This is a genomic window from Halorubrum sp. Hd13 (assembly GCF_002252755.1).
GTDB lineage: Archaea > Halobacteriota > Halobacteria > Halobacteriales > Haloferacaceae > Halorubrum.
In genome coordinates, this window is the sequence record NZ_NHOY01000048.1 from 1 (window position 1) to 12,988 (window position 12,988).

Annotated in this window: 15 protein-coding genes; 9 read left to right on the forward strand and 6 right to left on the reverse strand. The window is 69.2% G+C overall.

Features of this window, described 5'->3' with window-relative positions; genetic code table 11:
• The first annotated feature begins 60 nt into the window (after positions 1–60).
• The gene (locus DJ81_RS06335) at positions 61–1,374 is read left to right on the forward strand and encodes a YihY/virulence factor BrkB family protein (protein WP_094521972.1); all 1,314 of its coding nucleotides are present in this window, start codon (positions 61–63) and stop codon (positions 1,372–1,374) included.
• Positions 1,375–1,389: 15 nt separating this feature from the next.
• The gene (locus DJ81_RS06340) at positions 1,390–2,400 is read left to right on the forward strand and encodes a phosphatase PAP2 family protein (RefSeq protein ID WP_094589015.1); all 1,011 of its coding nucleotides are present in this window, start codon (positions 1,390–1,392) and stop codon (positions 2,398–2,400) included.
• 38 nt (positions 2,401–2,438) lie between these two features.
• Here the strand turns inward: DJ81_RS06340 and glnA are convergent, their stop codons facing one another.
• Entirely contained in the window at positions 2,439–3,806 is a 1,368-nt protein-coding gene (gene glnA, locus DJ81_RS06345; protein WP_094521974.1) for a type I glutamate--ammonia ligase, read from the reverse strand.
• Between the two features lie 126 nt (positions 3,807–3,932).
• Here glnA and lrp point away from each other — a divergent pair, with 126 nt between their 5' ends.
• Positions 3,933–4,394 (forward strand): HTH-type transcriptional regulator Lrp, encoded by a 462-nt coding sequence (gene lrp / locus DJ81_RS06350; RefSeq protein WP_094521975.1) that lies wholly within the window; start codon positions 3,933–3,935, stop codon positions 4,392–4,394.
• Between the two features lie 31 nt (positions 4,395–4,425).
• Here the strand turns inward: lrp and DJ81_RS06355 are convergent, their stop codons facing one another.
• Positions 4,426–5,649 carry a phosphoglycerate kinase gene (locus DJ81_RS06355; RefSeq protein WP_094527995.1) on the reverse strand — a complete coding sequence of 408 codons (1,224 nt, stop codon included), beginning with the start codon at positions 5,647–5,649 and terminating at the stop codon, positions 4,426–4,428.
• Positions 5,650–5,763: 114 nt separating this feature from the next.
• On the reverse strand, positions 5,764–6,816 hold the full coding sequence (gene gap, locus DJ81_RS06360; RefSeq protein WP_094521977.1) for a type I glyceraldehyde-3-phosphate dehydrogenase: 1,053 nt from the start codon (positions 6,814–6,816) through the stop codon (positions 5,764–5,766).
• Positions 6,817–7,023: 207 nt separating this feature from the next.
• On the opposite strand from gap, the gene DJ81_RS06365 reads away from it, so the two are divergent.
• Complete coding sequence (locus DJ81_RS06365) at positions 7,024–7,401, forward strand: Hsp20/alpha crystallin family protein (RefSeq protein ID WP_094521978.1); 378 nt, start codon at positions 7,024–7,026, stop codon at positions 7,399–7,401.
• Positions 7,402–7,422: 21 nt separating this feature from the next.
• Here DJ81_RS06365 and DJ81_RS06370 read toward each other — a convergent pair whose 3' ends face one another.
• Together DJ81_RS06370 and eif1A are read right to left on the reverse strand one after the other, a co-directional pair.
• Complete coding sequence (locus DJ81_RS06370; protein ID WP_094589017.1) at positions 7,423–8,337, reverse strand: RimK family alpha-L-glutamate ligase; 915 nt, start codon at positions 8,335–8,337, stop codon at positions 7,423–7,425.
• Between the two features lie 148 nt (positions 8,338–8,485).
• Positions 8,486–8,776 (reverse strand): translation initiation factor eIF-1A, encoded by a 291-nt coding sequence (gene eif1A, locus DJ81_RS06375; protein WP_094521980.1) that lies wholly within the window; start codon positions 8,774–8,776, stop codon positions 8,486–8,488.
• A 92-nt stretch (positions 8,777–8,868) separates the two neighbouring features.
• Here eif1A and DJ81_RS06380 point away from each other — a divergent pair, with 92 nt between their 5' ends.
• Both DJ81_RS06380 and DJ81_RS06385 read left to right on the forward strand, forming a co-directional pair.
• On the forward strand, positions 8,869–9,048 hold the full coding sequence (locus DJ81_RS06380; protein WP_094521981.1) for a hypothetical protein: 180 nt from the start codon (positions 8,869–8,871) through the stop codon (positions 9,046–9,048).
• A 92-nt stretch (positions 9,049–9,140) separates the two neighbouring features.
• Positions 9,141–9,386, forward strand: a complete 246-nt coding sequence (locus tag DJ81_RS06385) for a hypothetical protein (protein ID WP_094557695.1) — start codon at positions 9,141–9,143, stop codon at positions 9,384–9,386.
• Between the two features lie 27 nt (positions 9,387–9,413).
• On the opposite strand, the gene DJ81_RS06390 is transcribed toward DJ81_RS06385, so the two are convergent.
• Positions 9,414–11,117 carry a cryptochrome/photolyase family protein gene (locus tag DJ81_RS06390; RefSeq protein WP_094589019.1) on the reverse strand — a complete coding sequence of 568 codons (1,704 nt, stop codon included), beginning with the start codon at positions 11,115–11,117 and terminating at the stop codon, positions 9,414–9,416.
• Positions 11,118–11,218: 101 nt separating this feature from the next.
• On the opposite strand from DJ81_RS06390, the gene DJ81_RS06395 reads away from it, so the two are divergent.
• The 3 genes from DJ81_RS06395 to DJ81_RS19130 all read left to right on the forward strand — a co-directional run bounded on the left by DJ81_RS06395 (position 11,219) and on the right by DJ81_RS19130 (position 12,723).
• The gene (locus DJ81_RS06395) at positions 11,219–11,416 is read left to right on the forward strand and encodes a hypothetical protein (RefSeq protein WP_094521984.1); all 198 of its coding nucleotides are present in this window, start codon (positions 11,219–11,221) and stop codon (positions 11,414–11,416) included.
• A gap of 64 nt (positions 11,417–11,480) precedes the next feature.
• Positions 11,481–12,455 (forward strand): aldo/keto reductase, encoded by a 975-nt coding sequence (locus DJ81_RS06400; RefSeq protein WP_094589021.1) that lies wholly within the window; start codon positions 11,481–11,483, stop codon positions 12,453–12,455.
• A gap of 115 nt (positions 12,456–12,570) precedes the next feature.
• Positions 12,571–12,723, forward strand: coding sequence for a hypothetical protein (locus DJ81_RS19130; protein ID WP_170938261.1), 153 nt, complete (start codon positions 12,571–12,573; stop codon positions 12,721–12,723).
• Positions 12,724–12,988 lie beyond the last annotated feature (265 nt).

Here is a 12,988-nt window from a genome sequence, read left to right on the forward strand (position 1 = left end):
TTAACATCACCCTCGGCGGCATCCCCCTCGCTTTTGTCGCCATCGGCCGAACCGGAGAGCGTGCCCAGACACTCGACCGCCTTCGGTACGGTCCGAGGCGTCATCGACGTCGCGATCGACCGACAGGTGACGTTCCTCGCCGCCGCGATCGCCTACTACGCGTTCGTCTCGCTGATCCCCGCGCTCCTGCTGCTCGTGGTCGTCGCGACCGCCGTCTTCGGCGAGGTGATCGCCAACGAGTTGGTCGCGAGCGCCGGGGATTTCCTTACGCCCGCCGGTCAGGAGGCCGTCACCGGTGCGATCTCCTCCGCGGGCGGACGGACCGGTGCGAGCGTGCTCGGCGTCGCGGTGCTGCTCTGGTCGACGCTGAAGGTGTTCCGCGGCCTCGATACGGCGTTCGCCGAGCTGTACGGCATCAAGGAGCCGCCGGATTTCGCCAAACAGCTCACCGACGCCGCCTCGGTCGTCCTCGCGGTCGGCGTCGGTATCGGCGTGATGTTCGTCGTCGGCGCGACCATCGCGGCCGTCGACGCGGTCCCGGCGGTAGAGGTGGCCGGCATCTTCGCGTTGCCCGGCTTTCTCGCCATCGTCTTCCTCCCGATGTACTACCTGCTTCCCCAGCCCCGCATCGGGATCCGGGAGGCGCTGCCCGGCGCAGTCGTCGCCGCGGTCGGCTGGACGCTGCTGCAGGCCGGTTTTCAGGTGTACGCCGCGAGCGCCGGGCAGTTTCAGGTGTACGGCGTCATCGGCGGCGTTCTCCTGCTCGTCACGTGGCTCTACCTCGCCGCCGTCGTCGTCGTGGTCGGCGGGGTGGTCAACGTCGTGCTGGCCGGTCGAGACGGGGCGCCCCCCGCGAGCGGCGCCGGCCTCGGACGCGGATCGGCCGCGATCGACCACGCCGCGGACCGGCAGTTACAACACGACCGCGACCGACCCACGGGTATGAACGGCGAGTCGGACGGCGCGGGCGACGCCGGCGACGAGGGACGGCCGGCGGGCGCGCCGGACGTGGCGGCGCTTCAAGAGGAAGTCGGGCGACTGCGGGCGGAGTTCGACGAGTTCGAGGACGACGTCGAGCGGCGCACCGTCGACAAGCCCGCGGTGGAGTCGGAGCTGAAACGCTACGTCCGGTCCCGGATGCGACGCGGCCACGCCCGCGGCTGGGGACCGTATCTCGTGCTGCTGTACGGGACGGTGCTGATACTCGGCGCGTTCTCCTTTCTCGACGGGCTCTACGCCATCGCGGCGATGCTCATCCTCGGCCTGTCGACGCTCGGACTGTACACGCTCTTCATTATCGTCGGCATCGGTCTCAACCTGCTCGAAACGCCCGGGAAGGCGCTCGACTACGCCCGCGACCGGGGCGACGACTGAAGTGAGTACTCGGCCATGACCGGACTCGTCTCCGCGGAGCGCGGGCTCGGCGAGGCCGCCCTCGTCGACGCGCTCCCCGAGATAGTCGTCGTCGTCTTCGCGGCCGTCACCCACCTCGCGGACCCGTGGTTCCTCTTCGGGCTGTTGGCGGTCGGCTACTGGTTCGCGGGCGATCGGCTCGCGGCCTCGCCGCGCCGCGCCGGCGCGACCGCCATCGCCGCGGTCACCTGTGCGTACGCCGCCGTCGCACTCGGCAAGGCGTGGTTCGCTGTCCCCCGACCCCCGGGCGCGATGGGACCGGCCGACGTGCCGACGTGGCTCCCCGGCCTGCTCGTCGGGTGGTACGAGGCGCAGGTGCTCTCCGACGGCTTCGGCTTCCCGAGCGGCCACGCCACCGGCGGCGCGGCGGCGTACCTCGCGCTGGCGCTGGTGTACGACCGCGCGTCGACCGACGGGAGGCGCCTGCTCGCGGCCGTTGCCATCGCCGTCGCCGTCGCCGCCTCCCGGGTGGTAATCGAAGTACACTACCTCGTCGACGTGCTCGCCGGCCTCCTCCTCGGCGCGGTCGTCGTCGCCGTCGCGCTGTGGCTCGCCGGCGACCCTCGGTTCCGCGGCGGTCCGTCCTCGGTGAGTCGCGAGCCGACCGCCGAGCTTGACCCCACCCCGGCGTTCCTGTTGGCCGCGGTCGTTTCGCTCGCGGCGGTCGGCGTCGCGCTCGCCGACGGAAACGCCGAGGAGGTCGTCGAGGCGGGCATCGGCATCGCTACCGGGATCGGGGGCGCGGCGGGCTGGCGGCTCGTCACCGGGGACGAACCGGTGGTTCCGGTCCGGATCGCGGTCCCGGCGCTCGCCGTCACCGGCGCGCTCTGGGTCGGCGCGTACGCGCTCGCCGACTCGCTCGTCGTCACGCTGGCCGCGACGACCGCGGCGGTCGTCGCCGTCGTCGCCGTCCCGGCGCTGCCGGCGCGACTCGGCGCGGTCCGGCCGGACCGTAACGCGAGCGACTGGTCGAACGAGAACAACTGAAAGAGAACGGAGATCCGAAGCGGCGGACGCCGGCTATCTCAGAACGTCTCGAGGTACCGGTCCTCCTCCCACTGCGACACTTGGGTGAGGTACTCGCTGAACTCCTGAGACTTCGCCTCGGCGAACTTCTCGGAGGTGTGCGGGCCGAGCGCCTCCTGGAGCACCTCGTCCGTCTCCAGCTCCTCGACGGCGGAGCCGAGGTTCGGCGGCAGCGTATCGATGCCGTACTCCTGACGCTTCTCGTCGTCGAACTCGTAGATGTCCTCGCGGACCGGGTCGCCCGGGTCCGCGTCGGTCTTGATCCCGTCGAGCCCGGCGGCGATGAGCGACGCCATCCCGAGGTAGGGGTTACAGGACGGGTCGGGGCTGCGGACCTCGAAGCGCGCGGAGACGCCCGCCGCGTCCGGGACGCGGACGAGCGCCGAGCGGTTCGTGTCGGACCAGGCGACGTAGATCGGCGCCTCGTAGCCGGGCACCAGGCGCTTGTAGGAGTTCACGGTCGGGTTCGTCACGGCCGTGAACGCCTTCGCGTGGTTCAGGATGCCGCCCATGAACTGGTAGGCGGTCTCGCTCAGGTTGAACTCGTCGTCGTCGTCGGCGAAGGCGTTGCCGTCCTCGTCGAACAGCGAGATGTGGCTGTGCATCCCCGAGCCGTTGATATCGGCGATCGGCTTGGGCATGAACGTCGCGTGGAGGTCGTGCTGCTCGGCGACCGCGCGGACGACGGCGCGGAACGTCGCGATGTTGTCCGCGGTCGTGAGCGCGTCGGCGTACTTGAAGTTGATCTCGTGTTGGCCCTCGGCGACCTCGTGGTGGGAGGCCTCGATCTCGAAGCCCATCTCCTCTAACGTGAAGATGATCTCCTTGCGCACGTCGGACGCGAGGTCCTTCGGCGCGAGGTCGAAGTAGCCGCCGTTGTCGTGAGGGATCGTCGTCGCGTTGCCGTCGTCGTCCTTCTCGAACAGGAAGAACTCCGGCTCGGGACCGATGGAGACGGAGTACCCCATCTCCTCGGCCTCGGCGAGGACGCTCTTCAGCACCTGACGCGGGCCGCCGACGAACGGCTCGCCGTCGGTGTCGACGATGTCGCAGATGAGCCGGGCGGCGGCGGAGCCGTTCTCGTCGCGCCGCCACGGGAGTACCGCGAACGTGTCGGGGTCGGGAACGAGCCGCATGTCCGACTCCTGGATCCGAACGAACCCCTCGATCGAGGAGCCGTCGAAGTAGATCCCCTCGGTGAACGCCTTCTCCGCTTGGTGGGCCGGCACGGAGACGTTCTTCACGACCCCGAGGATGTCGGTGAACTGGAGCCGCAGGAAGTCGACGTTTTTCTCATCGATCTCGTCGAGTACCGCCTGTTCTTCGGCCGTGAGGCCGCCGTCTGGTTTCGCGTGTTCGTCCGTCATGTTCTGGACGCTTCGTTAGTTATCTGCCAGTATAAAGGCCTTATCGCTTGGTGCATGAACCGCCAGTCCGGCAATACTGCTGGACGTTCGTAAAATTATAAACCCCCGAACGCATGGTTAGGTGTGATGACGTACGAAAACCTCGACGCCAAACTCGTCAACTCCCTTCTCAGCAACGGCCGCGCGAGCCTCCGGAGCCTCGGAGACGAGCTCGACGTGTCAGTGACGACCGTCTCGAACCACCTCCGAGATCTCGAGGACGAGGGCGTGATCCGGGGGTACACACCCATCGTCGACTACGACAAACTCGGCTACGACGTGACCGCCGTGCTCCAGCTGAAGGTCGAAGGAAGCGCGCTCCCCGACGTCACGGAGAAGCTCCGCCAGGAGAAACAGATGGTGAGCGTCTACGAGGTCACGGGCGACTACGACGTGATCGCCATCGGTAAGTTCACCGACACGGACGGGATGAACGACCAGATCAAGTCGATCCTCACCGACGCCGACATCCGCGAGTCGAACACGAGCGTCGTGCTCAACGCGGTGACGGAGAACGAGCAGTTCGACCTCGACCTCAACGAGGAGTAGTTCGACCGCGAGGGCGGAACCCCGGCCCGCCCTACTGCCGCTCGGCCGCCGCCTCCAGGACCTCCACGGCCGGCAGCGGCTCGCCCGTCAGCGCGCGGATGTACGCCCCGCCCGCGATGGAGACGTGCGAGAAGTCGGCCTCGTTCAGGCCGTACATCTCGATGGCGCGCGACGTGTCCCCGCCGCCGACGACGGAGAAGCAGTCGGTCTCGGCGATGGCTTCGAGCACGCCCACGGTGCCGTCGGCGAACCGCTCGTCCTCGAAGACGCCGAGCGCCCCCTTCACGAACACCGCGCCGGACTCGCGGATGAGCGGCTCGTAGGCCGCGACCGTCTCCGACCCCACGTCGAGGTACCCCGCGGTCTTCTCGTCGATCTCGTCGACGGCGACCTCCGCGCGGTCGCCGTCCGGCCCCTCGTACGCGAGGTCCGTCGCGAGGTGGATCGCGTCGCCGCGCTCGTCGAGCACCGACTCGATCAGCTCGCGGTTCCCCTCCCACTGCTCGTCGAAGAGGTCCATCCCTCCCACGTCGCGCCCGACCGGGTGGCCCGCGGCGCGCAAGAAGAGCTCGCCGGCGACGCCGCCCAGGAGGAACCGGTCGACGCGGTCGTCTAAGGCGTCCATCACGCCGATCACGTCGGTCGCCTTCGTCCCGCCGACGACCATCGTCACCGGCCCGTCGAACTCGCGGGTCGCGATGGCGGTGTTGGCCTCGTACTCCGTCTCCATCACTCGCCCGGCGTACGCGGGGAGCGCGAGCGGGAAGCCGACCAGCGAGGCGTGCTTCCGGTGGGCCGCGGAGTACGCGTCGTTGACGTACGCGTCGAAGCGCGGCGCGAGCGTCCGAACGAACTCGGTCTCGGCCTTCTCCTCGGGCGATTCTTCGGGGAGTTCGTCGTCGCACATCCGGGTGTTCTCCAGCAGGAGGGCCTCGCCCGCGTCGAGATCATCGATCGCGTCCAGCGCCGTCTCCCCGTACGTGTCCGCGACGAAGGCGACGTCGCGGCCGACGTGCTCGGCGAGGATCGCGGCGTGGCCCGACAGCGACGTGAAGTCGTCGCGGCCGGGGCGCCCCTGGTGGGCCATACAGACGACGCGGTGGCCCGCCTCGGCGAGTTCGCGGACCGTCTCCGCGTGGCGCCCGAAGCGGCGGTTGTCCTGCGGTTCTCCGTCCTCGATCGGCGAGTTGAGGTCGAGCCGAACGAGGACGCGCGAGTCTGCCGGGAGGTCGTCGATGGTGTCGAAGGCGGGCATGGGTGAACGGTCGTCGATGAGATATTTAAGCGGTGGTCCTTCGGGGCAACGTCGCCGCCGGGGCTATTCCGTGGGACGCGCGGCGTCTTTGGAGAGAGGCGGGACGTTTGCCGCTTACGCCTCGTCGCGGACGTACGCGGCCATGTCGAGCATCCGGTTCGAGAAGCCGTACTCGTTGTCGTACCAGGTGAGGATCTTCAGGAGCTTCCCGCCGGCGATGACGTTCGTCGACCCGAGGTCGACGTAGCTGGAGAACGGGAGCCCGACGATGTCGCTGGAGACGACCTCGTCGTCGGTGTAGCCCAGCACGCCCGCGAGCGGGCCGGAGTCGGCGGCGTCGCGGAAGGCCGCGTTGACCTCCTCCGCGGTGACGGTCTCGTCGAGGCTGACGACGAACTCGGTGATCGAGCCGCTCGCGACCGGGACGCGCATCGCCATCCCGTCGATCTTCCCCTCCAACTGCGGGAGGACCTGCTGCGCCGCGCCGGCCGCGCCCGTCGAGGTCGGCACGATGTTCTCGGCGGCCGCGCGCCCGCGGCGCGTCTTCGCCTTCGGGCCGTCGATGAGGGCCTGCGAGCCGGTGTACGCGTGGACGGTGGTGAGGGTGCCGGCGTCGATGCCGAACTCCGCGTCGAGCACCTTCGCGACCGGCGTGATGGAGTTCGTCGTACAGGAGGCGTTCGATATCACGTCGTCCCCGTCGTACTCGTCGTGGTTGACGCCGTAGACGAGCTGTTTGACCGGCTTCTCGCCCTTCGGCGGCGCCGAGATGATCACGGTGTCCGCGCCGCCGTCGAGGTGCGCGCTCGCGTCCTCGCGCGTCCGGAAGACGCCCGTGCACTCTAAGGCGACGTCGACGTCGAGCTCGTCCCACGGGAGGTCCGCGGGGTCCTGCACGTTGTACAGCGGGACCGAGGTGCCGCCGATGGTCAGCGAGTCGCCCTCGCGTTCGACGCCGTCGAGCCGGCCCATGACGGTGTCGTACTTCGCGAGGTACGCCATGTCGTCGAAGTCCATCACGTCGTTGACGCCGGCGAGCTCGATCCGCGGCGACTCCAGCACCGCGCGGAACACGTTCCGCCCGATGCGACCGAACCCGTTGAGTCCGACTCGCACGACCTCGTCATCGCTCACGTCTTCGGCCGCAGTGAGATATGATTTACTCATATCCGAAAAAGCCGAGCCGCAGATACTTAAATCCGACCGAGTCGGCCTGAGATAGTCACTATCGTTCGATTTCGTTACGTACGGTGTCGATCCCCAGTCTCGATTCCGGCCGCTGACGCCGGGCCGGCCCGCGCGCGGCGCCGGTCCGTGCCGGCCAATACGGCGGCCGACAGAAGGCTTATCGGGGTCACCGCCTTCACGTGAGATATGGATAGAGACGACCGTGACGATCCGTTCGGAGACTTCTTCGAGGAGATCGAACGGATGATGAACGAGATGGCGGGCGGCGAACCGGGCACCGAGGACGCCGGCTTCGGATCGGCGACGCACGTCGACGCGTACGCCACCGACGACGGTGTGCGGCTCGTCGCCGACCTCCCGGCCGTCTCGAAGGAGGAGCTCTCACTGCAGTGCGACGGCGAGGCGCTCACCATCTCGGCGGCTTCGGACCGGCGGGAGTACGACGAGACCGTCGACCTCCCGGTCCCCGTCGACGAGCACTCGGCGAACGCGACGTTCAACAACGGCGTCCTCGAGGTCACGTTCGACCGCGACGACGACTCCGCGTCGATCGACCTCGAATAGCGGGTCGCCGCGGTCTCCCGGTCAGTTCTCTCCCGCCGCCGTCCGCTCGACGAGCCCCGCGAGCCGGTCGTAGAAGCCGGGCTCGTACTTCGTCGCCGCGTCCACCGTCGGGCGCGCGTTCGTCTCGTTGACGACGAGCCGGTCGTCGGTCTCGAGCAGGTCGACGCCGAGGTAGTCGATCCCGAGGACGTCGGCGGTCCGTTCGGCCAGCTCCCGGGCGCGCTCGGGGAGGTCGACCCCGGTCGCCTCGGCTCCGCGGTGGACGTTGTGCTTCCACCGGCCCCGCTCTCTGGCGTCCGCGGGGAGCTCTCGCCGCACCGCGCCGGCGTAGGCGCCGTCGACCACCATCGCCCGGTAGTCGCGGGCGTCGGGGAGGAACTCCTGGATCAGGTAGGACTTGTCGCCGGTCGCGCGGTAGTCGTGGACGAGGTTCAGGTAGTCGACGACCCCCAACAGGGAGTCGAGGTCGCCGGCGGTCGCGACGCCGACGCCCCGGGTCGCGGAGTTCGGCTTGACGACGACGGGGTACGAGAACGACGAGACCGCCTCGGTGACGACCGCCTCGTCGACGGGGTTCGACACCAGCGTCGTCCGCGGCGTCGGGAGCCCCGCGTCGTCGAGCGCGGCGAGCGCGCCCGCCTTGTTCCGCGATGCGAGGACGGCGTCCCGGCCGTTCACCCACGGCACCGACAGCCGCGCGTCGACTACGGCCCCCTCCATCAGCCGCGAGGGGTAGACGAAGCCGACGTCGAAGCCGTCGAACGCCTCGGCGCCGTCCCCTTCGATCCCGCTCTGGCCCCCGTCGCCCTCTCCGCCCGCGACGCGGAGCGACCGCTCTTTCGCCTGTACGTGTTCGACGGCGACGCCGCGGTCCGCGAGCGGCTCCCGCACCCGGTCGAACGTCTCCGCGTCGGTCGTCATCGCGAGCCGGAGCATACGCTCGCTCGGGGCCGTTCGGACTTAAGAACCGTGCGGCGGGCGCCGGTCGCTCGTCGCCGCCGCGGCGCGCCGGTGCCGACGGCTCCGCGGCCGGCGCCGCAGTTACGCGGCCGACGGCTCGCTTCGCGGTTGACCCGCGCTCGCGCTACTGCAGGTGGCCTTCCTCGCGGAGCTGCTCCGCCTCGCTCTTCTCGTAGCGCCACGCGATGTCGCCCTTCTCGTCTTGCCAGTCCCACGGCTCGACGAGGACGATGTCGTCCTCGCGGATCCAGACGCGCTTCTGCATCCGCCCGGGAATACGCGCGGTCCGCTCTTTCCCGTCCGCACAGCGGACCCGGACCCGGTTCGCGCCGAGCATCTCGACGACCTCCGCGAACACCTCGTCCTCGTCGGGCATCCGGAGGTCGTTTCGACCGTCGCCGTCTCCGTTGCTCATGCGTACGCGGTGATACGCGCTCCCGGAAATAAAAGGGCCGCTCTCCTCGCGGAAGCGCCCTTTTTAAACGCCGGCGGCGGCGATCGGCGGGTATGCGCGACACGCTCGGATCCACCGGTATCGTCGGCGTCCTCCTCGTCCTCCTCTCGGTCGGGCTGTTGACCGCCTACGACCCCGTCGTCGGCGGCGGGATCGCCCTCCTGTTGGCGGGGCTCGGACTGATCGCGAAGGGCGTCGCCGACTCGGCGATGCGAATGTTCGGACTCAAGTGACCGCAGTCAGGCGATCGGCGCCCGCGTCTCCGGTCGCCGCCGCCTCGCGACGCTCCCGAAAGAATGATATTCAGCGGCCACGGCGTGCCGGTATGGTCGAACTGCCCGCGGTCGCGGTCGAACTGGCTGAGCTCATCGCGGTCGTCGTCGGGGCCGGCGCGGCCTCGGCGATCGGCGTCGTCCTCGAACGGTTCGGACTCTCGGCGGCCTCCGGCGGCGACCTCGTGCTCGCCGCGTGGGCGATCGGGATGGGACTGCTCGCGCTGTACGTCGGCGTCGTCGGACTCGGCTACGAACAGGCGCTTCCCCGCCTGCAGCGGCTCGCAGGCGGCGAGTAGCGCCGACGCGACGTCGCGGCGACCCTCCTACAGTTCTCCGTTCGCCGCCAGCTCTCGGACCGCGGCCGCCCGCTCGCGGATCGCGGCCCACTCCTCGTCGTCCTTGCCGTCGACGTGCGAGTACATCAGTCCCATCCGCCCCGTCCCGCGGAGCGTCTCCTCGTTCTCCTTCAGGAAGTCCCAGTAGAGGGCGTTGAACGGACACGCGCCCTCGCCCGTCGTCCGGGAGACGGCGTACGGACACGACGCGCAGTGGTCGCTCATCCGGTTCACGTAGCTCCCCGAGGAGGCGTACGGCTTCGAGGAGAGCACGTCGGTGCCGAACGACCCCATCGCGACGACGTTCGGCGTCGTCACCCAGTGGTACGCGTCGACGAAGCCGAGGTGGAACCACTCGTTCAGCTCGGCGGGGTCGGCCCCGTAGATCAGCGCGAAGTTCGAGAGCAGCATCAGCCGCTCGATGTGGTGGGCGTACCCGTGCTCGCGGACGTGGCCGACGGCCTCCGACAGGCAGGTCATGTCGGTGTCGCCGTCCCAGTACGCCGGCGGGAGCTCCCGGGTCTGGTCCAACTGGTTCGCCGCCGCCAGCTCCGGCATCGCCTCGCGGTAGACGTGCCGCATGAACTCCCGCCAGCCGATCACCTGCCTGACGAACCCCTCGGCCGCGTTGAGCGGGACCGGCGGGCGGTCGGGGTCGTCGCTCTCGCTCCCCGCACCGCCGGCGCGTCCCTCGCCCCCCGCGGCGAACGCGTCGAGCGTCGTCCCCGAGCCGCCGCCCGCCGCGGGGTCGTCGTCGGGGTCGTACTCTCCGGGTTCGACCCCGCGCCGCTCGTAGGCGGCCTCCACCGCCCGGACCGGTTCGCGCGGGTCGAGGAGCCCGAGGTTGATCGGCACCGAGAGCAGGGAGTGGGAGAGGAACGGCTCGCCCGTCACCATCGCGTCCTCGTACCGCCCGAACGACGGCAGCCGCTCCCGAACGAACGCGTCGAGTGCGGCTCGGGCCTCTTCCCGGGTGACCGGCCACGCGAACCCGTCCAGCGCCTCCTCGCCCCACGTGTCGAACCGGTCGCGGACCCACGCGTGCGTCTCGCGGGTGAGCTCGTCGGGCTCGAACCGCGGCCGCTCCGGCGGCTCCCAGTCGTCCGGCGGCGTCTCTTGGTTCAGGTCGTCGTAGTTCCACTCGCCGCCGACCGGCTCGTCGCCGTCCATCAGCACGCCCGTCTCGCGGCGGACGTGGCGGTACCAGCTCTCCTGTCGGTACGTGCGCTCGGCGGTCCCGTCGTCGGCGAGCAGGGACCCGTCCTCCCACCCTCCCTCCGGTCCGGTGGCCCACTCGCGCCAGTCGCTCGGCGTCGTCCAGAACAGCTCGTTGTCGAGCAGTTCCAACGACCCGCCTCGCTCGGCGACGAGCCCGCGGAGGCGCTCGCCCGCGCCGTGGCTCGCGGGGCGCATCAGCCGGATATCGGGATCGGACCGATCGGCCAGGAACTCGTCGAGTCCCTCGCCGAACGACTCCGCCCGTAGGTACGTCACTTCGTGACCGCGCTCGCGGAGCTCGTCACGGAAGTGGCGCATCGCGGAGAAGACGAGCGTCAGCTTGTGGGCGTGGTACGGCTTCCGATCGGCGAAGCCGTGCGCCTCGATCAACAGCACCTCGTCGGCGTCGTTGAGCGCGTCGAGCTCCGGGTTGAGCTGGTCGCCGAGCAGCCACTGAATCGGTCGGTCGCCCATGAACTACCTCACGGGCGCGGTCGACGTAGGTCTGTGGGCCGGACGGTCGGGGCCGAGCCACAACACCCTCCTTTTTACTCGCCCTCGACGAGGGGAGAGCCGTGGACGAAATACTCACAAACTGGCTCCTCGGTCTGATCGCCGCCCTCCTCGCCGTGCTCGTTCTCGACTCGACCGGACAGCCGTTCCTCGACACTCTCGCCCCGGTCGCGAACGTGCTCGCGCTCGTGACGTTTCTGGCGTTCGTGATCCTGACGGGCGCGTTCCTCGTGTACACCGCGTCGTTCCGCAACGAGTAGATCGCCCCCGCGGCGATCTCACCCGCGCGGATACCTTTTTACTCCGCGTCTGTCTGGTCGCCGTATGGAGTACACCACGCTCGGCGACACCGGCACGACCGTGTCGAAGATCTGTCTCGGCTGCATGAGCTTCGGCGACCCGGACTGGCGCGAGTGGGTCCTCGACGAGGAGGAGGGGAAAGCGATCGTCGAACGCGCCATCGAACTCGGGGTGACCTTCTTCGACACCGCCAACATGTACTCGAACGGCGAGTCGGAGCGCGTCCTCGGCGAGGCGCTGGAGGGCCACCGCGAGGAGACGGTCGTCGCGACGAAGGGGTACTTCCAGATGGACGAGTCGAACCCGAACTCGGGCGGGCTCTCGCGGAAGGCGATCGAACAGGAGCTACAGCACAGCCTCGACCGGCTCGGGATGGACACGATCGACCTCTATCAGATCCACCGCTGGGACGACGACACGCCGATCGAGGAGACGCTGGCGGCGCTCGACGACGCCGTCCGGCGCGGCGACGTGCGGTACATCGGCGCCTCCTCGATGTGGGCCCACCAGTTCGCCGAGGCGTTACACGCGAGCGACCGCGAGGGATACGAACGCTTCGCGACGATGCAGAACCACTACAACCTCGCGTACCGCGAGGAGGAGCGCGAGATGCTGCCACTCTGCGAGAAGGAGGGGATCGGCGTGATGCCGTGGAGCCCGCTCGCGCGCGGCTACCTCACCCGACCGCACGAGTCGGTCGACGCCACGCTCCGCGGAGAGACGGAAGAGCACCTCTACGAGCACCCCTACCGCGAGGGCGGCGGTCCGTCGGTCAACGAGCGCGTCGCGGAGCTCGCCGACGAGAAGGGGGTGAAGATGGCGCAGATCGCGCTGGCGTGGCTGTTCCGCAAGGAGTGGGTCGACACTCCCATCGTCGGAACGACCAGCGTCGAACACCTGGAAGACGCGGTCGAGGCCCTCGACATCGACCTCTCCGGGTCGGACGTCGAGTGGCTGGAGGAGCCGTACGAGCCCGTCCGGGTCTCCGGACACGACTGATCGGCCGAGGCGAGCCGACGACCGAAAACGGCCTCGTGACTCCGTGTTAATCCCTCTGTGACGTTTTAGGTATATAGTGGCAACTCATTAGTATGATAATCGTTGACACGGTCGTATGAGCGATAGCGACCGGTCTCCAGTCCCGTCGAGCACCGAGTACGCGCGCAGTCGGACGCGGTGTCCGAACTGCGGCGCCCGCGTCCCGGCCGTCGGCCGCGACGCGGAGACGACCGAGTGTCCGAACTGCCACCGGCTGATCCGAGCCTGACGTCCGGGGGAGGGCGACCGGGGAGCGGGCGCCGCGATCGGTTACCTCGACATAAACGCACCGTCGAGAGCCGGAGCAACAACCCTTTTCGGCCGGGCTACCGAATCGAGACTCATGGCAGACGACGAGACCAACGACGCCGACGCCGGCGAGGAACAGGGTGGCAACGCCACCGAAAATCAGGGCGGAGACGCGGGCGGCGACGACGCCGAGGAGAAGTCCTTCCGCGAGCGGGTCGAGGAGATCCGCGAGCGCCGCGAGCAGG

What these genes read in the sequence shown, in the direction of transcription:
- DJ81_RS06340 (WP_094589015.1), top strand. Translation starts at nt 1,390, where the DNA reads ATGACCGGACTCGTCTCCGCGGAGCGCGGGCTCGGCGAGGCCGCCCTC.
- glnA (WP_094521974.1), bottom strand. Translation starts at nt 3,806, where the DNA reads ATGACGGACGAACACGCGAAACCAGACGGCGGCCTCACGGCCGAAGAA.
- lrp (WP_094521975.1), top strand. Translation starts at nt 3,933, where the DNA reads ATGACGTACGAAAACCTCGACGCCAAACTCGTCAACTCCCTTCTCAGC.
- DJ81_RS06355 (WP_094527995.1), bottom strand. Translation starts at nt 5,649, where the DNA reads ATGCCCGCCTTCGACACCATCGACGACCTCCCGGCAGACTCGCGCGTC.
- gap (WP_094521977.1), bottom strand. Translation starts at nt 6,816, where the DNA reads ATGAGTAAATCATATCTCACTGCGGCCGAAGACGTGAGCGATGACGAG.
- DJ81_RS06365 (WP_094521978.1), top strand. Translation starts at nt 7,024, where the DNA reads ATGGATAGAGACGACCGTGACGATCCGTTCGGAGACTTCTTCGAGGAG.
- DJ81_RS06370 (WP_094589017.1), bottom strand. Translation starts at nt 8,337, where the DNA reads ATGCTCCGGCTCGCGATGACGACCGACGCGGAGACGTTCGACCGGGTG.
- eif1A (WP_094521980.1), bottom strand. Translation starts at nt 8,776, where the DNA reads ATGAGCAACGGAGACGGCGACGGTCGAAACGACCTCCGGATGCCCGAC.
- DJ81_RS06380 (WP_094521981.1), top strand. Translation starts at nt 8,869, where the DNA reads ATGCGCGACACGCTCGGATCCACCGGTATCGTCGGCGTCCTCCTCGTC.
- DJ81_RS06385 (WP_094557695.1), top strand. Translation starts at nt 9,141, where the DNA reads ATGGTCGAACTGCCCGCGGTCGCGGTCGAACTGGCTGAGCTCATCGCG.
- DJ81_RS06390 (WP_094589019.1), bottom strand. Translation starts at nt 11,117, where the DNA reads ATGGGCGACCGACCGATTCAGTGGCTGCTCGGCGACCAGCTCAACCCG.
- DJ81_RS06400 (WP_094589021.1), top strand. Translation starts at nt 11,481, where the DNA reads ATGGAGTACACCACGCTCGGCGACACCGGCACGACCGTGTCGAAGATC.
- DJ81_RS19130 (WP_170938261.1), top strand. Translation starts at nt 12,571, where the DNA reads ATGAGCGATAGCGACCGGTCTCCAGTCCCGTCGAGCACCGAGTACGCG.